At 48.9% G+C, this 23,457-nt stretch carries 13 protein-coding genes and 2 pseudogenes; 14 read left to right on the top strand and 1 reads right to left on the bottom strand.

The genetic code is table 11. The annotated features are described in order from the left end of the window. Positions 1-928 precede the first annotated feature (928 nt). Positions 929-3,331, top strand: coding sequence for a GH36-type glycosyl hydrolase domain-containing protein (locus DXA20_RS10705; protein WP_118560701.1), 2,403 nt, complete (start codon positions 929-931; stop codon positions 3,329-3,331). Between the two features lie 124 nt (positions 3,332-3,455). Further along, positions 3,456-3,968, top strand: a complete 513-nt coding sequence (locus tag DXA20_RS10700; RefSeq protein WP_147403740.1) for a hypothetical protein — start codon at positions 3,456-3,458, stop codon at positions 3,966-3,968. A 231-nt stretch (positions 3,969-4,199) separates the two neighbouring features. On the opposite strand, the gene DXA20_RS10695 is transcribed toward DXA20_RS10700, so the two are convergent. Beyond that, positions 4,200-4,982 (bottom strand): PocR ligand-binding domain-containing protein, encoded by a 783-nt coding sequence (locus DXA20_RS10695; protein WP_118560697.1) that lies wholly within the window; start codon positions 4,980-4,982, stop codon positions 4,200-4,202. Between the two features lie 186 nt (positions 4,983-5,168). On the opposite strand from DXA20_RS10695, the gene galA reads away from it, so the two are divergent. The 12 genes and pseudogenes from galA (at position 5,169) to DXA20_RS10635 (ending at position 23,452) form a co-directional block, all read left to right on the top strand. Then, the gene (gene galA, locus DXA20_RS10690) at positions 5,169-7,925 is read left to right on the top strand and encodes a beta-galactosidase GalA (RefSeq protein WP_158577211.1); all 2,757 of its coding nucleotides are present in this window, start codon (positions 5,169-5,171) and stop codon (positions 7,923-7,925) included. 17 nt (positions 7,926-7,942) lie between these two features. Next, a pseudogene (locus DXA20_RS18435) lies at positions 7,943-9,261 on the top strand (L-aspartate oxidase). Continuing rightward, entirely contained in the window at positions 9,254-10,108 is an 855-nt protein-coding gene (nadC, locus tag DXA20_RS10680) for a carboxylating nicotinate-nucleotide diphosphorylase (protein ID WP_022305545.1), read from the top strand. The pseudogene DXA20_RS18435 and the gene nadC overlap by 8 nt, the downstream one beginning before the upstream one ends. 65 nt (positions 10,109-10,173) lie before the next feature. After that, entirely contained in the window at positions 10,174-11,130 is a 957-nt protein-coding gene (gene nadA / locus DXA20_RS10675) for a quinolinate synthase NadA (protein WP_022305544.1), read from the top strand. 22 nt (positions 11,131-11,152) lie between these two features. Next, positions 11,153-12,198 (top strand): annotated as a pseudogene (gene hydE, locus DXA20_RS10670) ([FeFe] hydrogenase H-cluster radical SAM maturase HydE). Between the two features lie 173 nt (positions 12,199-12,371). Further along, on the top strand, positions 12,372-15,224 hold the full coding sequence (gene uvrA / locus DXA20_RS10665; RefSeq protein ID WP_022305542.1) for an excinuclease ABC subunit UvrA: 2,853 nt from the start codon (positions 12,372-12,374) through the stop codon (positions 15,222-15,224). Positions 15,225-15,254: 30 nt separating this feature from the next. After that, positions 15,255-15,839, top strand: coding sequence for a 5'-deoxynucleotidase (yfbR, locus tag DXA20_RS10660; RefSeq protein WP_022305541.1), 585 nt, complete (start codon positions 15,255-15,257; stop codon positions 15,837-15,839). Positions 15,840-15,925: 86 nt separating this feature from the next. Continuing rightward, a complete protein-coding gene (locus DXA20_RS10655; RefSeq protein WP_022305540.1) occupies positions 15,926-16,690 on the top strand; it encodes a class I SAM-dependent DNA methyltransferase in 765 nt (254 codons plus the stop codon). Positions 16,691-16,803: 113 nt separating this feature from the next. Next, positions 16,804-17,682, top strand: a complete 879-nt coding sequence (hslO, locus tag DXA20_RS10650) for an Hsp33 family molecular chaperone HslO (RefSeq protein WP_022305539.1) — start codon at positions 16,804-16,806, stop codon at positions 17,680-17,682. Positions 17,683-17,697: 15 nt separating this feature from the next. Then, the gene (locus DXA20_RS10645; RefSeq protein WP_118560693.1) at positions 17,698-19,959 is read left to right on the top strand and encodes a hypothetical protein; all 2,262 of its coding nucleotides are present in this window, start codon (positions 17,698-17,700) and stop codon (positions 19,957-19,959) included. Positions 19,960-20,003: 44 nt separating this feature from the next. Continuing rightward, positions 20,004-20,993, top strand: a complete 990-nt coding sequence (locus DXA20_RS10640) for a hypothetical protein (protein WP_118560691.1) — start codon at positions 20,004-20,006, stop codon at positions 20,991-20,993. A gap of 17 nt (positions 20,994-21,010) precedes the next feature. Next, the gene (locus tag DXA20_RS10635; protein ID WP_118560689.1) at positions 21,011-23,452 is read left to right on the top strand and encodes an ATP-dependent Clp protease ATP-binding subunit; all 2,442 of its coding nucleotides are present in this window, start codon (positions 21,011-21,013) and stop codon (positions 23,450-23,452) included. Positions 23,453-23,457 lie beyond the last annotated feature (5 nt).

Raw genomic sequence — 23,457 nt, 5'->3', positions numbered from 1 at the left:
TAAAAAAGAGACCCATGGCAGTGTAAAAACACTGCATGAGTCTCATCATTTAAAGTATTACCGGGTATCAATACCAGTATGTCGATAATACTATACATTTCAAATCGCCGGAGCGTTATGCTTGTCCGTGCACTCATGTACCGATTACTCCCTCGTGACATGTTCCATATTGTAACATAGTTGAAAAAAATCGTCAATAAAAAACAGTAAGCCGGGAAAATAGATTGAAATTCGTCAATTGTTGGGGCGTTATACCCGTTATACCCAGTTGCTGATGAAAAAGGTGGGTATAATAAAGTAGAAAGTTGTGAGGATTTACTATTCACGGAGTTACCACCACAGCCCACAGACCGCCGCAAAAGCAGCGGCTAGAGTCCGCCCAAAACAGGCGTCCTCTGTCTGCGGGTGTGGGTGGTAACAGCCTGCCCGGCTGATTGCCCGTGCAAATTCGCATGTGACTTTTCTTCATTCCTAAGCATTTTCGCCCAAAACAGGCGAAAAGCGCCGCAGAAGCAGCGGCTTAAAGCTTAGTCATGCGGAAAAGTCAGGCTAGTCGCCGTGATATCAGCCAAGGAAATTGCCTTATACAAACAAGTTTGTAGCGGTTTTTCTATTCACTATTCACGGAGTTCCCACCACAGCCCCCAGACCGCCGCAAAAACAGCGGCTAGAGTCCGCCAAAGTCAGGCGTCCTTTGTCTGCGGGTGTGGGTGGTAACAGCCTGTCCGGCTGATTTTCCAAATAAACTACCACTTGTAAGCAAGCTTACGTGGTAGTTTCCTTGAAAAATCTATCCGTGAATAGTGACAAGATATCAAAATACTGTTAGAAAATGTTTGTTATGTTGTTGATACTTTTGGGGTGGTGTCGTATAATGATAATATGAGAAAATGGTGAAAACCGTTAGTAGAAAGAGGAGGATATTTTCATGAATTATGGTTACTTTGATGAGAAGAACCGCGAATATGTGATCACCAGACCGGATACACCGGCTCCTTGGTGTAACTATCTTGGTTCTCCGGAGTATGGTGCGATCATTTCCAACAATGCGGGTGGTTACAGCTTTGTTAAGAGCGGTGCCAATGGCCGTATCCTGCGTTATCATTTCAACAGTGATGATACACCGGGACGTTACATTTACATCAGAGACGATGAGACTGCTGATTTCTGGTCTGCTTCCTGGCAGCCGGTTGGCAAGGACCTGAATGAGTATAAGAGCGAGGTTCATCATGGAACTGCTTATACTACAATGTTCTCTGAGTATGCGGGCATTAAGACACAGGCAGATTACTATGTGCCTCTCGGAAAGGTATATGAGGTTTGGAGATGTAAGGTGACGAACACAACGGACAAGCCTCGTAAGATTTCTGTATTTGGTTATGCAGAGCTTTCTAATGATGATAATTACAATCAGGATCAGGTAAACCTGCAGTATTCTCTGTGTACAACGAACACAGTATTCCTTGGCAACAAGATTCTGCAGCAGATCAATCTGAACTGGTACAAGGGTCCGGACGGAAGCAACGGCAAGGAACGTTTCTTCGGTATGGCAGGACAGAAGGTTACTTCTTACAATGGTGATAAGGAAGCCTTCATCGGTATGTATCACGATTATGGCAATCCGGTTGCTGTAGAGCGTGGTGAGTGTGATGGCGTTCTCAACTACAACGAGAACAGCTGTGGTGCTCTTCATACTGCACTGGAGCTTGCTCCGGGCGAGACAAAGGAGCTGGCTTTCGTTCTGGGACGTTATAAGGCTTCTGATGCGGACAAGATCCTTGCATGCTATGAGGATGTTTCCGTATGTGATAAGGAGATTGATGAGCTGAAGAAGTTCTGGCATGCAAAGCTGGACAACTTCAAAATCAATACACCAAGCCCTGCTTTTAACAGCATGGTTAATACATGGAATGCATATCAGTGCTTCCTGACATTTACATGGTCAAGAGCAGCATCCTTCATCTACTGCGGTGAGCGTAACGGATATGGTTACAGAGATACCGTTCAGGATATTCAGGGTGTCATTCATACGGATCCGGAGGCTGCACTGGACAAGATCCGTTTCATGCTGTCTGCACAGGTAGACAACGGTGGCGGACTTCCACTGGTACGTTTCGATCACGATGAGCGTGCCGGTCATGAGGGGACACCGGATGATCCGGATTATGTAAAGGAGACAGGACATCCTGCATATCGTGCAGATGATGCACTGTGGCTCTTCCCTACTGTATTTAAGTATGTTTCAGAGACAGGTAATCTTGCATTTATGGATGAGGAGATCACCTGGTCTAACGTGCCGGAGAAGGCAACCGTATATGAGCATTTACAGAGAGCGATCGACTTCTCTATGAATCATCTGGGACCACACGGTCTGCCGGCCGGTCTTCATGCTGACTGGAATGACTGTCTGCGTCTTGGTGCACAGGGTGAGTCATCCTTCGTTGCGATGCAGTTATACTATGCATTCTCTATTATGCGTCTCTTCGCACAGAAGAAGAACGATACCGATTATATCGCTTATCTGGACAAGACCCAGAAGGAGATCGGGGACAAGATCAATGAGCTGTGGTGGGAGGATGACCGTTTCAACCGTGGCTTTAAGGATACAGGAGAACTGATCGGTTCCAAGAAGGATCCGGAGGCAAGTATGTGGCTGAATCCACAGTCATGGGCTGTTATTTCCGGTCTTGCTACAAAGGATCAGGCAGAGAAGGCTCTGGAATCTGTTGACCGCGAGCTGAACACAGCATATGGTGCAAAGGTAATGGCTCCATCTTATGTGGATCATTATTTCGATGGCGCACTGGCTGGTCTGTTCCCTCCATCAACAAAGGAGAACGGTGGTATCTTCTCTCAGACACAGGGATGGATCATTCTTGCAGAGTCTCTGATGGGACATGGTAATAAGGCATTCCAGTATTTTGAGGAGAGTTCACCATCCTCTCAGAATGATAAGGCTGAGATCCGTAAGCTGGAGCCATATGTACACGGACAGTACACAGAGGGTGATGAGAGCCCATTCCATGGACGTTCTCATGTACACTGGCTGACCGGTACAGCATCTACCTGTATGGTAGGCTGCGTAGAGGGTATTTGTGGTATCCGTCCTGATCTGGATGGTATCCGTATTGCACCTTCTATTCCAAGCGATTGGAAGGAATTTACCATGGAGAAGAATTTCCGTGGAAGCAAGCTTGAGATCAAGGTTGAGAATCCAAACGGCGCAGAGAGCGGTTTCAAGGAGTTCTATGTAAACGGCGAGAAGTTCGAGGATAATTATATCCCGGCTGACAAGCTGACTCCTGTTACCGAGGTTCGTCTGGTAATGTAATTGATATATTTGAGTGATAGAGACTTCACACATGGCATCTGTTGTGTGTGAAGTTTTTCGTTATTTAGGAAAATGTTCGAAATGAGGAGAGATATTTTGCTATATAATATTGAGGAGAAAGTGTATGAAACAACCTAAGATACAAATGTGGGAGCATGTGATCTGGACCGGCTATCCATTATTGCTGCTTGGAATGTTCTTCCTGCCGGTGCTGAGCCTGCAAGGCTGCTTTTCATGTATCCTTTGGACCGGGTTTAAGCTGGCAGCAGGACTTCTACAACGGAAGAATGTTCCTTCGCAGTTTATTGCTGTCGTATGTCAGGGGATGATCGTGGTTCTTTTCATGCTGGTGACCCTTCAGATCCGGAATATATTCCGGTGCAGAAAAGGGAAATATCAGTGTAAAGGGACTCTGGCTGTTCGCGGTGGTTTGGTGATGATCTATCTGATATTGTCCGTTATCTGTGTTTGGCGTGTAAAATATATGCAGAATACTTATACGATAGATCTGCAGACCTGCCATAGCGGAAAATGGTGTAGTATTGCTCCTGCTAGTGGAGGGATTTTTCTTTTGTTATATGTGTGTTCGCTGTTTGCTTATCGGAGAGTCAGGAAACGGTCGGAGAACAGTGAATAAAGAACGCACACTTCGCATATCAACGGTTCAAATGCAATGAGCGCATCTACATATTATTGAATACATGAAGCTTGGGGAATAAAAAAGGGATGCCTGTATCGTCTCAACGGGTTCGTTATAAAATCGAACGATCGGAGCGGTACAGACGTCCCTGTTTGTTTTGAATATTTAATGATGTGCGCCAAGAATTTACGGAAGCGTTGCAAATTCCGAAACTCTTACCGGAATGATCTACTCTTCGAATAATGCGGCAACTTCGTTGATCGACTTGGTTACCTCGGCAACGGACTTCTCGATGTCGCCGTAGATCGTAGCAGACTGGGAAGAAAGTTCACCCATGCTTTTTGCAACAACGGCAAAACCAACGCCGGCTTCGCCACTGCGGGCAGCTTCGATGGATGCGTTGAGTGAAAGCATCTTCTGCTTGTTAGCGATGGACTTCAGAGAATGTGTGTTGGAGTTGATATCCTGAATGATCTCTGTGGTATGCATTACTTCAGTGTGTAACTGTGAAAAACGGTCTCCGTTGATGTGACGGAAATATTCCAGATTAACAAGCTGGTTGACGATGTCACCAAGAAGCTCTGCTGCGGCACGAATCCGCTTCTCGGAACTGATCGGAACCTGATGGAGTGCGGCAACATAAGCGTCCTCGTCAATGCCAAGCTCTCTTGCCGTCTGACGGAACTGCTCATCGTCCGGCTCGGAAGGAAGTACCTGACCACCGATGATCGCACCGACCTTCTCATCGTTTAACATAATGTCGAAGGCGAAATCCATAAGACCGGCATGACAGTAATAGGTGCCGGTACATTCGTTGTCACACTTTACACAACGACGGTTGCCCTCAACGGAGTTGCGGGTATATTTCATGCAGAAATCCGTGAAATTGCTTCCTTCCGTGATGTATTCCCCGTTCTTGCCGACTGCGATCGCAGCGAGTCCGGTGGCATCGGAAAAAGCATCCTGAATCTTCTGCAGCTTGCTTAAATCCATAAAATCTTTTAATTCCATATGTATTCTCCTTTTCTCATTTATTTGCCGGTTACGGGCATTCAATGATAATTTAGATCACTAAATCTATTCTACTACAAATGGAGGATAAATGCAATTATTTACTGTCCGGAATCCTCTGTTTTCCTTGACGTTACAGTGGTGGTATGTTTTAATGATTAGAAGAAGATGCGGAGGTGTTTTTATATGAGTACAAGAGTTGCTTTGTCGATGGACAAGGACTGGAGTTTCCATCTGGGAGACGTGGATGAACCGGTCGAAAAAACTCATAGTTATATATATAATACTTCGAAAGCAGGAGCTTGTCCGGGTGTTCCGCAGGAGGACTTTGACGCAAGAGACTGGGAGACGGTCAATGTGCCTCATGACTGGGCGATCCGTCAGCCTTTCTCAGAGGACGGTGCTGCCAACTGGGGATATAAGCCGGGAGGAAAGGCGTGGTACCGAAAGGTGTTTGCAATTCCGGAGAAGTACAGGGACAAGGAGCTTACGATCGAATTTGAGGGGATTGCCTCACATGCAGTCGTGTATTTTAACGGATCTGTGATCCATCGCAGTTTTTCCGCATACACACCTTTTCAGATCGATATTTCGGACCGGGCGCATTTTGGGACGAGACCGAATGTGCTTGCGGTATTTGTAGATGCTGATGTCTGGGAGGGCTGGTGGTATGAAGGTGCCGGAATATACCGGCATGTATGGCTCAACATCAAGAATCCGATCCATATTCCGCAGTATGGTCTGTCGATCCGGATGGAGGAGATCGAGGAGAATACATGGAAGGTGAATCTGTTTACCAATATCTGCAACCAGACAGAGAAGGATACCGAGGTGCGGATTTCCACAACGCTGGTTGACCCGGATCAGGAATTAGAGGTCAATATCAATAACGAAGGCGTTGTCTGCGAAGCCGGGGAGGAGTCACAGGTTGAGACGGAATTTACGATTGAGGATCCGAAGGTATGGGATATCGAGGAACCTAATATATATGAAGTGATCACGAAGGTGTTTGTGGAGGATGAACTGGTTGATTCGGACAAGACGATCTGCGGCTTCCGCACGATCGCAATGGATACGAAAAAGGGTTTTCTGCTGAACGGACGTCCGGTGAAGCTGTTTGGAACCTGCAACCATCAGGATTTTGGAGGAATCGGTGTTGCAGTGCCGGATGCACTTCATGAATATCGGATCGAACGGTTGAAGGCGATGGGTTCCAACGCATATCGCTGCGCCCATGGCATGCCTCACAAAGAGTTGCTTGACGCGTGTGATAGAATGGGAATGTTAGTGATTGATGAGAACAGAAATTTTGAGACATCGGAGGAGGGGCTGACACAGCTTCGTACAATGGTTTTAAGAGACCGGAATCATCCGTCAGTGATCATGTATTCGATCTTTAACGAGGAGCCGCTGCAGGGAACAGAGGAAGGCAGGAGAATGGCACAGACCATGCGGGATGAGATCCGTGCGCTGGATGATACCCGTTTTGTGACCGGTGCGATGCATGGCGGGCTGGACGCGGAGGAAAGCGCCGTGGATTCTCTGGATGTGTGTGGCATCAATTACCAGACAGATCAGTATGACTCGTTTCATGAGAAGCACCCGGACATGCCGGTGTTTGCAAGTGAATCGACATCTGCTTTTTCCGTGCGCAGCTGTTATGAGGAGGATGATGAACGCCACCTGATCAGCTGCTATGATGAGCGGTGTGCAGACTGGGGAAGTACCGTGCGTCAGACCTGGAAGGATATCATGGCGCGTGATTTTATGGCGGGGGCATTTATGTGGACCGGTTTTGATTACCTGGGAGAGCCGACACCGTATACATGGCCGTCCGTATCTTCCTATTTTGGCATGATGGATACCTGTGGCTATGCGAAGGATGCGTTTTACATGGCGAAGGCGATCTTTTCCAGAAAACCCGTGTGTCATGTGCTGCCGCACTGGAATCACCGGGGCAGAGAGGGTGAAATGATCCGTGTGATGTCTCACACTAACTGTGATGAGGCGGAACTGATCGTGAACCGTAAGTCCTACGGCCGCAAGAAGATCGATCTGTACGAGCAGGCAGAGTGGGAGGTTCCATATCAGCCGGGCTACATTGAATTGATCGGTTATAAAGATGGCGTGAAAGCTGCCCATGATGTGAAGATCACAACCGGGGAGCCGGTGCGTCTGAAGATCGTGCCATGGCACAGAGGCATGTATAATGATGGAAGAGATGCCATGCCGGTTAATATTTATGCAGTGGATGAGAAGGGCAGAGGAGTGCCGGATGCTTCCTTTGAGATAGATATCTCGGTGGAGGGCGGTGTGATCCTTGGAACCTGCAATGGAGATCCGACCTGTCATGAAGATTTTGGATCCGGTCACAGAAGCTTGTTTAACGGACGGTGTCAGGCAATTGTGCAGGCGGAGGAGGGAGCCGGTCAGATGGTGATCTCTGCAGTTGCGCCGGAGGTTGAGTTTGGAAGCTTGATGATCCCTCTTTCCACAAGGAAAACGGAGCCGTTTGTAGAGAGCATCCGTCAGCAGTATCTGACCGGTTGGAAGATGACCTCAGAGTTGTTTGCCGAGAAGCCGGATGTCAATATGCATGTGGATGAGTTTGATATGAATACCTGGATGGATGTGCAGGTCGATGAGAAGTCGGGAACACCTGCAATCTTTGAGGATCAGGAAGGCAAATACGGCATTTACCGGATCCGCACGAAGATCCCGGAATCGATCAACGGAAGACTCCCGGTGCTGCATTTTGAGAGTGTCTGGGGGGAATGCAGTGTGTATATCAATGGTGAGCTTCGTGGGGAAACGGCACGGGAATGGCCGGGACCGCTGGATGTGGAGCTTAGGGAAAAGGATACCGGAACAGCAGAGATACGTGTTCTGGTCAAGAGCCTGAATTTTAATGCAGGGCTGCATTCCATGGTAGTATTTCGATAGAGAAGAATGAAAAAGAAATGAACCTGAGAAAGGAATATTTAATAAAAATGAACAGACAGACAGATGTTGTGATAGTTGGAACAGGTGCGGCAGGATTATTCTGTGCACTTAAGCTGCCGGTGGAGTATCAGATCCTGATGATCACCAAGGATGACGTGGATCAGAGCGATTCCTTTCTGGCACAGGGCGGTATGTGCATGCTGCGCGGCGAGGAGGACTATAACAGCTATTTTGAAGATACTATGAAAGCAGGACACTATGAGAATAATAAGGCATCCGTCGATGTCATGATCCGTTCCTCCAACCGGATCGCAGAGGATCTGCTGGGCTATGGTGTGGATTTTGAACGGAATGGCGATGAGCTTGCATTTACAAGAGAGGGTGGTCATTCCAGACCGCGTATCCTGTTTCATGAAGATATCACCGGCAAGGAGATTACAAGCAAGCTTCTTGCGAGAGCACAGGAGAGGGACAATATTACGATATTGGATCATACGATGATGCTCGATATCATTGACGGAGAAAACGGCTGCGAGGGACTTGTGATCCGCGAGGCGGACGGCAGCCTCGGCACGGTACAGGCGGGCTATACGGTTCTGGCGTGCGGAGGTCTTGGCGGACTGTATCAGCACTCGACGAATTTTCGGCATATCACGGGAGATGCGCTGCGATCGCAATTCGTCACGGGATTGAGATGGAGCATATCGATTATATTCAGATCCACCCGACGACATTATATTCGGAGAAACCGGGACGACGTTTTCTGATCTCTGAGTCTGTGAGAGGCGAGGGGGCGATCCTTCTGAATAAGAACGGAGAGCGGTTTGTGGATGAGCTTTTGCCGAGAGATGTTGTTACGGCGGCAATCCATAAGCAGATGGCGGAGGATGATATGCCGTATGTGAGACTTTCGCTGGAGCGTATTCCGGAGGAGGAGATCCGCAGTCATTTTCCGAATATTTGCCAGAGATGTCTGGAGGAAGGCTATGATGTAACGAAGGAGCCGGTTCCTGTAGTGCCGGCACAGCATTATTTCATGGGAGGTATCAAAGTTAATCTTTCGAGCAGAACCTCCATGGATCGGTTGTACGCCGTCGGGGAGACCTCCTGCAACGGTGTTCACGGAGCAAACCGTCTGGCAAGCAATTCCCTGCTTGAGTCGATGGTATTTGCAGACCGCTGTGCGAGTGAGATCACGTCGTCTGAGCTTCCGGTGGCAAAGGATGTTACGGACCGTGTTGACTGGAGCCTGTATCAGAATTTGGAGCAGTTAAAGGAACAATACAAGAACATTGTTTTAGAGGAAATAGAAAAGGAGAAAAAGAGACATGAGTGATACAACATTTATGAAGATGAATGCGGACAGATATATCCGTATGGCGTTGGAGGAGGACATCACCAGCGAGGACATTTCTACGAACTGTGTCATGCCCGAATATCAGAAGGGACAGGTTGATCTGATCTGCAAGCAGGACGGAGTGATCTGTGGTCTGTGGGTATTCCAGCGTGTTTTTGAACTTCTGGATGATACGGTGACATTTGATATGAAGGTAAAGGAGGGCGATTTCGTTCACGCAGGAGATCTGATGGCAGTCGTGACAGGAGATATCCGCACTCTGTTATCCGGTGAGAGAACAGCACTGAATTATCTTCAGAGAATGAGTGGTATCGCTACTTATACTCATGAGATCGCACAGCTTTTAGAGGGCAGTCACACAACACTTCTGGATACCAGAAAGACGACGCCGAATATGCGTCTGTTTGAGAAATATGCTGTTAAGGTTGGCGGAGGAAGCAACCACCGTTACAATCTGTCGGATGGTGTGATGCTCAAGGACAATCATATCGGTGCAGCAGGAAGTATTACAAAGGCAGTCAGAATGGCGAAAGAGTATGCGTCCTTTGTACACAAGATTGAGGTCGAGGTGGAGACACTGGAGCAGGTTAAGGAAGCGTGCGAGGCGGGTGCGGATATTATCATGCTGGATAACATGACACCGGATAAGATGAAGGAAGCGGTCAAGCTGATCGCTGGACGAGCGCTGACGGAGTGCTCCGGGAATGTGACAAGAGAGAATATCAAGAACATGATCGATGTGGGAGTGGATTATGTATCCAGCGGTGCGCTGACACATTCCGCACCGATCATGGATATTTCCCTGAAGAATCTTCATGCGGTTTAAGGAGACGGCATGAAAGGCATATGTTAATGGAGAGGCTTAAGATAAGCGTGTAGAGCAGGAGACGAATGACAGCATTCGGCCGGAAAGAGGAAAAGATGCAGGAGACAAATGTAGAACAGTTAAAAAAAGAGATACTTGAGTTAAAGGAAAAGCAGGATGCAGTTATCCTTGCGCATTATTATGTGGATGGGGAAGTACAGGCGATTGCGGATTATGTGGGAGATTCTTATTTCCTAAGCAAGCTGGCGATCGAGCTGAAGGAGCAGACGATCATTTTCTGCGGCGTATCCTTTATGGGAGAGAGTGCCAAGGTTTTAAATCCGGGCAAAAAGGTCGTTATGGCAGATGAATTTGCAGACTGTCCGATGGCGCATATGGCAGAGGTGGCAAAGATCGAGCAGGTCCGCAGTGAGTGGGATGATGTGGCAGTTGTATGTTATGTCAATTCAACCTCGGAGTTAAAGGCACATTCGGATGTCTGCGTAACCTCCTCCAATGCGATCAAGGTGGTAAGCAATCTCAAAGAGAAGAATATTTATTTCATTCCGGATGAGAATCTGGGACGTTATGTGGCAAAGCAGCTTCCGGAGAAGAATTTTATTTTCAATGACGGCTTCTGTCATGTACACAAGAGCATTCATGCTGATGAGCTTTTGAAGGCGAAGGCAGCACATCCTAAGGCGGAGGTGTTGACACATCCGGAGTGTACCGGAGATGTTCTGGAGCTTTCTGATTTTATCGGAAGCACTTCTCAGATCATTGATTATGCAACGCAGAGCGAGGCGCAGGAATTTATTATCTGTACCGAGATGGGTGTTTTCTATGAGCTGGGTCAGAAGAATCCGCAGAAGCGTTTTTATTCCGTGGGACACCGTCAGTTCTGTCCGAATATGAAGAAGATTACACTCGAAAAGGTCAAAAAGGCACTGGAGACATTGCAGCCGGAGATGATCGTGGATCCGGATATTGCAGAAAAGTCCTGCAGACCACTTGAGAAGATGTTGGAATTGGCAGCAAAGTAAAGGGACAGTGGAGGTTTCCGATATGTTTGATCTGATTGATAAGCTGGAAGATAAGGAGACTTTGGAGCGTGAGGAATGGATCACGCTCCTTTCTGCGTATCAGGACGATGCGCTCAGAGATTATGCCGCACAGAAGGCGAGAGCCGTGGCGCAGTCTGTTTACGGGCATGATGTATATGTCCGTGGACTGATTGAGTTTACCAATTACTGCAGGAACGACTGTTATTACTGCGGGATCCGCCGCAGTAATCCGGATGCGGACCGGTACCGTCTGACGAAGGAGGATATTCTTGCCTGCTGTGAGGAGGGCTGGGAGCTTGGTTTCCGGACCTTTGTCCTGCAGGGAGGCGAGGATGGATATTTCCGGGATGAATGGTATGAGGAGTTGATTCATGAGATTAAGCAGCGTTATCCGAAGTGTGCGGTGACGCTGTCAGTGGGAGAGCGTTCCGGGGAGACATACCGCAGATGGTATGAGGCGGGGGCAGACCGTTATCTGCTGCGCCATGAGACGGCGGACGATGTGCATTACCGTTCCATGCATCCGCAGGAAATGTCGCCGGAGCATCGGAAGAAATGTCTGTATACGCTGCGTGAGATCGGTTATCAGGTGGGCTGTGGCTTTATGGTAGGCTCGCCGGGACAGGGACCGGAGCAGCTTGCACAGGATATGGAGTTTATTTATGAACTGAAACCGCATATGGTGGGGATCGGACCGTTTGTGCCGGCGGCGGGGACACCGTTTGCCGATAAGGCGCAGGGAAGTCTGGAACTGACACTGTTTCTGTTAAGTTTGCTGCGTTTACAGGAGAAGAAGGTACTTCTTCCGGCGACAACAGCACTTGGAACAATCCATCCGCTGGGACGTGAGATGGGGATCCGGGCGGGTGCTAATGTTGTAATGCCGAACCTCTCTCCGGTTGCCGTACGAAAGAAATATGCGCTGTATGATCACAAGATCTGTACCGGCGAGGAGGCGGCAGAGTGCCGTGCTGCCTGAACCGCCGTATGGAATCGATCGGATACCGGATCGTGACGGACAGGGGCGACTCTCCGTATATCAGATAATGTGTGCGAAGGCAAAATGAAGCTTTTTCGATTTTTGCCGAAGCGTTGTGATGTTTTGATTGACAAAATATACCGGATTTGGAAAATCGAACATATGTACTTGAAAAACGATTTAAAACATGCTATCATCGGCTTATGCAAAATGTGATGGATATAGAAAGGCATGGTTTATTATGGCAAAGCATGAACAGTTAAAGAAATATATAAAGATACGAAAGGCAGCAGAGCACAATCTGAAGGAGATCGATCTGGACGTGCCGAGAGACGAGTTTGTTGTATTTACCGGACTCAGTGGTTCCGGGAAGTCTTCTCTGGCATTTGATACGATCTACGCAGAGGGGCAGAGACGTTATATGGAGTCACTGTCTTCTTATGCCCGCCAGTTTCTGGGACAGATGGAGAAGCCGAATGTGGATGCCATTGAGGGACTGCCGCCGGCGATCTCGATCGATCAGAAGTCGACGAACCGTAACCCGCGTTCCACGGTTGGTACGGTGACGGAGATTTACGACTATTTCCGCCTTCTGTATGCGAGGATTGGTATTCCGCATTGTCCGAAGTGTGGGAAGGAGATCTATGCGCAGACGGTCGATCAGATGGCAGATGAGATCATGGAGCTGCCGGAGGGGACGAGGCTTCAGCTTCTGGCTCCGGTTGTGCGTGGGCGCAAGGGACAGCATGTCAAGGTGTTCGAGTCTGCCCGCAAAAGCGGCTATGTCCGTGTTGTTGTCGATGGTCATTTGTATGAGTTATCTGAGGAGATTTCCCTCGAAAAGAATAAAAAACACAATATCGAAGTGATGGTGGATCGTCTTGTGGTTCGCGATGGTATTCAGAAGCGTCTGGTGGATTCCATCGAGAATGTACTGAAGCTGTCTGACGGGCTGATGATCGTGGATATCCCGGGAGGGGAGCAGATGAGCTTCAGCCAGAGCTTTTCCTGCCCGGACTGCGGAATCAGCGTTGACGAGCTGGAACCGCGTACCTTTTCATTTAATAATCCGTTTGGTGCCTGTCCGGTCTGTCACGGTATCGGTGTGAAGATGGAGTTTGATGAGGCGCTGATGATACCGGATCCATCGCTGAGTCTGGCGGATGGTGCGCTGACAGTGCTTGGCTGGCAGTCGGCAAAGGATACGACAAGCTACTGCAGATGTATTCTGGATGCGCTGGCAGATTCCTATGGATTTGACATCAATACGCCGTATGAGGAACTGCCGAAGGAGATACGCCACATGCTCATGCATGGAACCGATGGACGTGTTGTCAAGGTTAAGTACCGCGGTCAGCGTGGTGTCGGTGTTTATGATGTCGCATTCGAGGGCGTGATCAAGAATGTGCAGAGACGTTACCGCGAGTGTGGTTCCGAACGTATGAAGAAGGAGTACGAGAGCTATATGCGTATCACTCCGTGTGCAGAGTGCGGCGGTAAGAGACTGAAGCCGGAGGCTCTGGCAGTGACGGTCGGAGATAAGAATATTGCAGAGGTAACAGAGCTGTCGATCAGCCGTCTGATGGAGTTTATGCAGGGGCTGGAGCTGACACCGCATCAGCTTGCGATCGGTAAGCTTGTTCTCAGAGAGATCAAGGCACGTTTGCAGTTCCTGCTGGATGTCGGTCTGGAATATCTGACACTGGCGAGAGCGACCGGCACCCTGTCTGGTGGTGAAGCACAGAGAATACGTCTGGCGACACAGATCGGCTCCGGTCTGGTCGGTGTTGCATATATATTGGACGAGCCTAGTATCGGTCTGCATCAGAGAGATAATGACAAGCTGATCCAGACACTCAAGAAGCTAAAGGATCTTGGCAATACCCTGATCGTGGTAGAGCATGATGAGGATACGATGTTTGCGGCAGATTATATCGTGGATATCGGACCGGGAGCCGGAACGCACGGTGGTGAGGTGGTTGCTGCCGGCAGCGTAAAGGATATTATGAAATGCAAGGATTCCGTGACCGGTGCTTATCTGAGCGGACGGATCCGGATTCCGGTACCATCTGAGAGAAGAGAGCCGACCGGCTGGATCACAGTGCGGGGAGCAAGAGAGAATAATCTGAAGAATATTGACGTGTCCTTCCCGTTAGGTGTCATGACGTGTGTGACCGGTGTTTCCGGCTCCGGTAAGAGTTCGCTTGTCAATGAGATCCTGTATAAGGAGCTGGCAAGAAAGTTAAACCGCGCCCGCTTTGTGCCGGGCAAGCATGACTGCGTGGAGGGGCTCGCACAGTTAGACAAGGTTATCAATATTGATCAGTCACCGATCGGCAGAACGCCGCGTTCCAATCCGGCAACTTATACCGGTGTGTTTGATATGATCCGTGATCTTTTTGCATCCACCCCGGAGGCGAAGGCACGCGGTTACAAGAAAGGTCGTTTCAGCTTCAATGTCAAGGGTGGTCGCTGCGAGGCATGTCAGGGCGATGGTATCATCAAGATCGAGATGAACTTCCTGCCGGACATCTATGTGCCATGCGAGGTCTGCAATGGCAAGAGGTATAACAGAGAGACGCTCGATGTGAAGTATAAAGGGAAGAGTATCTTTGAGGTGCTCGACATGACGGTGGAGGAGGCACTTGGCTTTTTCGAGCCGATTCCGTCTATCTATCGTAAGATCAAGACGTTGTATGATGTCGGACTTTCTTATGTGAAGCTGGGACAGCCATCGACAACTCTGTCCGGTGGTGAGGCACAGCGTATCAAGCTGGCAACCGAGCTGAGCCGCAGAAGCACAGGTAAGACCGTGTATGTGCTGGACGAGCCGACGACAGGACTTCATTTTGCGGATGTCCATAAGCTGATCGATATTCTGCATCGTCTGGCAGAGGGCGGCAATACCGTGATCGTGATCGAACACAATCTGGATGTGATCAAGACGGCAGATTATATCATTGATATCGGTCCGGAGGGCGGTGACCGCGGAGGTACTGTGATCGCACAGGGGACGCCGGAGGAGGTGGCAAAGATGCCGCAGTCCTACACCGGAATCTACATTCAGAAGATGTTAGATAAAGCTCGGGAATGATCGAAGGATACAAAGAAGGGGGAGGAGACAATGGGATTGGAGAATACGTTTTTTGCAATTGTCACACGAATGAAGTTTATCAGCCGATGGTCTGTGATGCGTAATTCCTACACGCAGAATGATAGTGAGCATTCGATGGAGGTGGCGATGATCGCCCATGCGCTTGCCATCATAGGCAATAAGAGACTTGGAAGGGACTATCATCCGGAGCGGATCGCCGTGATGGGGCTGTATCATGATTTTACAGAGATCATCACCGGCGATCTGCCAACACCGGTCAAGTACCGCAATGATAAGATCAAGTCAGCTTTCAAGGAGATCGAGGAGGAGGCTGCTCAGGAGCTTTTGGAGCGTTTGCCGGAGGATTTGCGCGGAGAGTATGCCCCTTATCTGCAGGAATCTGAGTGGACACCGGAGGAGTACAAGTTAGTCAAGGCTGCTGATAAACTGTCGGCACTGATCAAGTGCATTGAGGAGCAGAAGGCAGGCAATCAGGAGTTTCAGAAGGCGAAGGAGGCGTCAGAGGCATATCTGAGGGATATGAACTGTCCGGAAGCAGATATTTTCTGTCAGGAATTTCTGCCGCATTATTATAAGACTTTGGACGAATTGTAGGTTGCGGGAACCATGCATGTATGCTAAAATTAAATTAACTATCTGGAATTTCAGGTGAAACAGCGACAGTGAGTGGAGACGAGAAGATGAGTGATAATTCATACAACGAAAATGCCTATAACGGATTTGCTTATTGTTATGATCTGTTTATGGATAATATTCCGTATGACATGTGGGCAGAGTATCTGTATAGCATCCTTACGGAATATGGTATTACCGAAGGAACACTTCTGGAGCTGGGCTGTGGTACGGGAAGCATGACGGAATGCATGATAGCAAAGGGCTACGATAGTATCATAGGTCTGGATTCTTCTGAGGACATGCTGATGATGGCGAGAGAGAAGAATCTGCCGGGTGTATTGTTGATACAGCAGGACATGAGAGAACTGGAGCTGCCTGACGAAGTTGATGCCGTTTACTGTGTGTGTGACGGAATGAATTATTTATTGGAACCACAGGATCTGCAGAGAGTGTTTACACGGGTGAAGCGCTTTTTGAAAGCCGGTGGTGTTTTTGTATTTGATATGAAAACAGACTATTTCTACCGGGAGATATTAGGAGACCGTATGATCGCAGAGAACCGGGACGATGCCAGCTTTCTCTGGGAGAATGAATATCATCAGGATACCGGTATTAATGAGTATCTTCTGACGGTATATCAGTTGGAGGATCCGGACAACGATCTGTTCTCAAGATGTGATGAACTGCATTATCAGAGAGCATATGCTACGGAGCTGGTTCAGAGCTTGGCAGAGGAGGCAGGTCTTACCTGCAAGGCAGTGTATCAGGCATTTACACGGGAACCGGTGAAACCGGACAACGAAAGGATTTACTATATTTTTCAAAATTAACCATATGATGCGTGGATCAAAAGCAGACAGCAGTGATGTGATCCGGGGCATCCGTTGGGGAGAAATAATATCATTTGCCCCAATACATTATATAAACAGGAGTGACTAAAGAGATGACAGAATCAAAGGATTATATTGTTAGAGCGACAGCGGCGGATCAGCAGCTTCGTGTGTTTGCCTGTACAACAGGCAATCTGGTCGAGGAGGCAAGAAAGATTCATGACCTGAGTCCGGTGGCGACAGCCGCTTTGGGAAGACTTCTGACAGCCGGCAGCATGATGGGCTGTATGATGAAGGGAGATAAGGACGTTCTGACACTTCAGATCGAATGTGGGGGACCGATCGGTGGAATTACAGTGACGGCAGATTCAGCAGCCAATGTAAAGGGCTATGTCAAGAATCCGCAGGTAATGCTTCCTCCGAACAGCAAGGGTAAGCTTGATGTGTCAGGGGCAGTCGGACCGGGATTTCTGAATGTAATCCGTGATATCGGACTCAAGGAGCCATATAATGGACAGACCCATCTGGTGTCCGGTGAGATTGCAGAGGATCTGACTTATTACTATGCAGCCAGTGAGCAGGTGCCGTCTTCGGTAGGACTTGGCGTGCTGATGAATAAGGACAATCATGTCAGACAGGCGGGAGGATTTATTATTCAGGTTCTTCCGAATGCGGAGGATGCGGTGATCGATCGTCTGGAGAAGCGTCTGGGCGAGGTTGACTCCGTGACGAAGCTTTTGGAGGACGGAATGTCTCCGGAGGATATTGTACGATATCTGATGGACGGCATGGATGTGGATTTTCTGGATACGATACCAACCCAGTATCATTGTAACTGCTCCAGAGAGAGGGTATCCCGTGCAATTGCAAGTATTGGACGTAAGGATCTTGAGGAGATGATAAAGGATGGGGAGCCGGTAGAGGTCAACTGTGATTTCTGCGGCTCACACTATCTGTTTGATACAGAGGATTTAAAGCAGATGCTGAAATAAGAAATGAGGGAGAACATGGACAGAAGGTATAAGGGACTGATTATTGCCGGTGTGTTTTTGTTGGGCGTTGTCACATTCTGCAAGATACAGCAGAGAGGAGATATCACATATGCCACAGCAGTGGGAACCGTGCGCACGGGAAAGACTCTGGATGTCCGGAAAGGACCGGGAACTAAGTATGCCTGTGTCAAGAGTGGCAGTACAAAGGTCAGCCTGAAGAATGAAGAGCGGGTGACGATTCTTGCACAAAACAAAACCTGGTATAAGATACGCGTGAAAAAGGGCAGCCGGAAGACAACCGGTTATGTGCCGATGAAGAATCTGGCAGTCATGAGCGGTGACATGGAGACAGAGGTATACGGTAAGGCATATCCTTCGGCTGTGCTGGTCAGAAGCCGGGCAGTGAAAAGCGGCAGTCTGATGCGTGTGAATGGGGCAGCAGTCCGTCTGTCCAAGAATAAAAAGGTTCGGATCCAATCTGAATCTGTGATGTACGGCGTGAAGTATTACAAGGTATCCTTCAGCTATGATGGAGATCAGATGCAGGGCTATGTGCCGGCGGATTCGATCCGTGCCGAGTACAAGTCTGCTATGCAGGGAGTGATCACCACATCCAGACAGGTTACACTCCGCCGTAAAGCAGGATCTACAGAGATCGTGAAGGCAGTAGACGGCACTTCGATCGTTATGACGAATGGAACAGAGGTGCTAATGCTTTCCGAGAAGATCATTTCCGGTGTGAAGTACATATGCGTTGACGTGACCTACAACAAGAAGACGTACCGCGGCTATGTGACAGCGAATCTGGTGCGTTTCCTGACGATCAAGAGAGAAGATGTCGTAAATGGCGAGCAGGAGAATCTGTTTGTTGAGAAGACGACGCCGACTCCGGCAACAGCAGCTCCGGCAACAGCAGCTCCGTCAGGAGAGTCCTCTTCAGATTCCTCCTCCGGAAGCACCAAGGTGCTGACTGATACCGAGTTTAAGAAGGAGATGGTTAAGCAGGGCTTCCCAAGCAGTTATATTACGGCACTGCAGGCATTGCATGACAAGTATCCGAAGTGGTCGTTTAAGGCTTATCAGACAGGAATTGACTGGTCTACTGCTGTAGACAATGAAGGAAAGGTCGGACTGAATCTGATCTCTAACAGTAAGTCCGGTGCATGGAAGTCTCAGGAGGAAGGGGCGTATGATGCATCCACCGGTACTTATATTCCGTTTGATGGCTCAACATGGGTGACAGCATCCGAGAAGGCGGTCCGTTACTATATGGATCCGAGAAACTTCCTGACAGAGAGCGGGATCTTCCAGTTCGAGAGTCTGGAATACCAGAAGGATGTACAGAACCAGAGTGGTGTTGAAAATGTATTAAAGAATACACCAATGTACAAGGCATCCTACGAATATACCGATGATGCCGGTAAGGCTTCAACGATTACATATTCCAGAACCTTTATGGATGCAGCGACACTCTCCGGAGTCAGTCCGTATCATCTTGCATCCCGCGTGAAGCAGGAGGTTGTTACCGGTCCGACAAGCATGAGTTCTTCGGTATCCGGTACCGTCAAGGGATATGAAGGTATTTACAATTTCTACAACATTGGTGCCAACAACAGCACAAAGGCCGGCGGAGCCGTGGCAAACGGCCTGTCATGGGCTAATAAGGACACGACATATATGCGTCCATGGACCACAAAGTATAAAGCGATTGTTGGTGGAGCACAGTATTTAGGCAGTAATTATATCAATATTGGACAGAATACATTGTATCTGCAGAAGTTCAATGTAACTGCCAATAACACATATAACCATCAGTATATGGCAAACATCGAGGCACCGTGGAGTGAAGCATTAAAGACAGCGGAAGCATATGGCAGTGATAAGGCAGATATGAGTCTTGTATTTTCAATTCCGGTATATTCCGGTATGCCATCTGAGATTTGTGCAATCCCATCCGGGGAGACACAGCAGAGTACGCAGACGGTTCAGACCGTCAGCAGCAACAATTATCTGAAGACACTATCCGTTAAGGGATATGCATTCAGTTCTCCGTTTAAATCCGGAGATGACGGGCATCAGACTTACAGTCTCAAGATTGGCAAAACAGTCGGATCGATCCGGATTGACGCAAGTCCGGTCAGCACGACAGCAAAGGTGTCCGGTCAAGGCAAAAAGAAATTAAGCAAAAAGAAAAAGACAAAGACATATGTTGTGAAGGTAAAGGCTCAGAGCGGCGATATCAGAAAATATAAGATCAAGGTAAACCGTAAGAAATAGACCATAACATATAGCATGGTTCCGGAGAGGTAAGAGGTGCAGCAATGAGTGGCAGATTCCGAAGATGGGGGATGATAGCATTTGTGGTATTTGCAGGTTTCATCTGCCGTGAGAATACCGCACAGGCCGCGATGGCACAGATCAGTCTTCAGAAGTCGGCGGATGAGATCGTAAAGTCGGATATCTTTTATGTTGTTATTACGGTGGCGGCAGATGAGGAGATCACTGGCTTTGATGGATATTTTTCCTACGATCAGGATATCATGCAGTATATTACCGGAGGCAGTGTTTCAAGCGGGAATGACGATGAGATCCATGTGAAGGATCTTGACAGGGAGACGGGGACGAAGAAAATCAAGTATTCTCTGCAGTTTCGGGCAAGAAAAGCAGGAAGCTGTACAGTGGCATTGAAGAAGTGCAGGAAGATACAGGCTGCGGATGGCAGTGCAAAGATGTCGATCGGTTCCGCTTCTCTTGGAATACAGGTGTTAAGCAGAAAGGAATATAAGGCACGTCATACAGAGGCACCGTTTCCGGCGGATGCTTCGGACAATCCGGAATCACCGGCTTCGGATACAGATGCGTCGATACAGACAGGAGATATCGGGGGAGATGAACCGACAGCCGAAGCAGCAGGTACGCAGGAACCGCCGAATCTGGGAATAACATCGGAAACCGGCATGGCAACAGGGCAGCCGGATCAGGGAATGATGCAGGGAAACAGTTCGACAACAGAGCCACCGGCGGCGACAGCAAGTGCATTGCCGGGGGATGCCCGGAATACACAGGGCTTTCTGGGCTTGACAAAGGGAATCTGTATTGTGATCCTGTGTCTGGCACTGGCTGGCTTTGTGATGGTCATGATACTCCTAAGGAGTGCATTAAAGCCTGTCGATGACTGGAGAGAAGATATGGAAGATGACAGCACTGTGGAGAGCGAGCCGGAGGAAGATATTCCTGAAGAGACGGAGCTTTCTATGGAAGAGATAGAGAAGCGGCTGGAAGAGAAACGCCGCTGGTTGAGAAAAGAGTAACAGGAGGATTTGAGAGGATGCAAAACCGTTTTACGAAAAAGGCACAGAAGGTGCTTCGTGATGCAGGAAAGGTTGCGCAGGAGCTGGGGCATAATTATGTGGGGACAGAACATCTGCTGGTGGCATTGATCCGCAATCCCGGTGTGGCATCAGAGGTGCTTAAGGCAAATGGTGTGGAAGAGCAGAAGATCTTGGATCTCATTGACGAGTCCATTTCCGCACAGAGCAGTGTGCTTGTGGCAGACGAAGGGGAGTTTACCCCGAGAACCCAGAAGGTTTTAGAAATAGCGCAGGAAGAGGCTTCAAGAATGGGGATTGCCGATGCAGGAACAGAGCATCTGCTGATCGCATTACTAAAGGAATCGGACTGTATTGCTGTTCGTCTGCTCAACACAAAGGGAATCAATGTACAGAAGCTTTATGTGGAAGCACTGACTGCGTCCGGACAGGACATGAACACCGCCAAGAACGAATACATGAAGCAGAAGAACAGAAAGAATAAATCAACAACGCCGATACTGGATCAGTACAGCCGTGATCTGACGGCACTGGCAAGAGAGGGAAAGCTGGATCCGGTGATCGGAAGAGAGCGTGAGATTGAGAGAATTGTTCAGATCCTAAGCCGCCGTACGAAGAACAATCCGTGTCTGATCGGTGAGCCTGGTGTCGGCAAGACGGCAGTTGTGGAAGGTCTTGCACGGAAGATCATCGAGGAGGATATTCCGGAGATCCTGCACAATAAACGTGTACTGACGCTTGATCTGGCAGGCATGGTAGCCGGTTCGAAATACCGCGGTGAGTTTGAGGAGAGAATCAAGCGTTCCCTCAAGGAAGTGATGCAGAGCGGTAATATTCTGCTGTTCATCGATGAGATCCACACGATCATCGGTGCAGGCGGTGCGGAGGGCGCGATCGATGCCGCCAATATTCTGAAGCCTTCGCTTGCGAGAGGAGAACTTCAGCTCATCGGAGCAACGACCAGAGAGGAATATCGTAAATATATCGAGAAGGATGCTGCGCTGGAACGCCGTTTCCAGTCTGTTGTGGTAGAGGAGCCGACCGAGGAGGAGGCAATCAAGATCCTTCGCGGACTGGCACCGCGCTATGAGGAACATCATCATGTAAAGCTGACGGATGGTGCGGTGACAGGGGCAGTCAGACTGGCAGCCCGCTATGTCAATGACCGTTTTCTGCCGGACAAGGCGATCGATGCGATTGATGAGGCATGTGCCAGAGCCGGCTTGAAGAGATATATGATATCACCGGAGCTTCGTGGTCTCGAGGAGGAGCAGGTTCAGCTCGAGAAGGAGAAGGAGCAGGCAATCCGCAGCAAGGACTACACACATGCCGGTGAGGTCAAACGCCGGCAGGAGCAGTTAGAGCACAAGATTGACAAGATACGTAAGGAGCAGGAGAAGCACAGAGGTGCGAAGGAGCTTCAGGTGACAGAGAACGAGATTGCCGCAGTGATCGCTGACTGGACGAAGATACCGGTACAGAAGCTTCAGGAAGAGGAGATGGAACGTCTGCGTCATCTCGAGGAGATCCTTCATGAGAGAGTGGTCGGACAGGAGGAAGCCGTTTCGGCAGTTTCCAAGGCAGTCCGCCGTGGCAGGGTCGGTCTGAAGGATCCGCGTCGTCCGATCGGATCTTTCTTGTTCCTGGGACCAACCGGTGTTGGCAAGACAGAGCTTTCCAAGGCTCTGGCAGAGGCTGTTTTTGGCAAGGAGAATGACATTATCCGTGTAGACATGTCTGAATATATGGAAAAGCACAGCGTCTCCAAGATGATCGGATCGCCGCCGGGATATGTCGGTTATGAGGATGGAGGACAACTCAGTGAAAAAGTACGCCGTCATCCATATTCCGTTATCCTATTTGATGAGATCGAGAAGGCGCATGCAGACGTATTTAATATTCTGCTGCAGATCCTGGAGGATGGTCATGTGACCGATGCACAGGGACGTAAGGTCAGCTTCAAGAACACGATCATTATCATGACATCCAATGCCGGAGCACAGCGGATCATTGAGCCGAGACATTTGGGCTTTGGAGTGCAGGAGGATGCAGAAGCCGACTATCACAAGATGAAGGACGGCGTGATGGAGGAGGTCAAGAAGATCTTCAAGCCGGAGTTTATCAACCGAATTGATGAGATCCTTGTGTTCCACACATTGACGAAGGAGAATATCGAACAGATCGTCCGTATTATGCTTAATACACTGAATAAAAGGACGACTGCGCAGATGAATCTTACCATGGAAGTTACAGAGGAAGCGGTTGCGCATCTGGCGGAGAGCGGCTTTGATAAAAATTACGGAGCGCGTCCGGTACGAAGAGCAATCCAGACACAGCTTGAGGATGCACTGGCAGATGCACTGCTTGATGGAACGATCGCAGCAGGAGACAAGATAAAGGTAGACTGTAAGGATAAAAAGATCATATTTTCAAAACTTTAGCAGTA

It is taken from the genome of Roseburia sp. AM59-24XD (assembly GCF_003478445.1).
Lineage (GTDB): Bacteria > Bacillota > Clostridia > Lachnospirales > Lachnospiraceae > Jutongia.
This window is presented reverse-complemented; position numbering and strand designations above follow the sequence as displayed.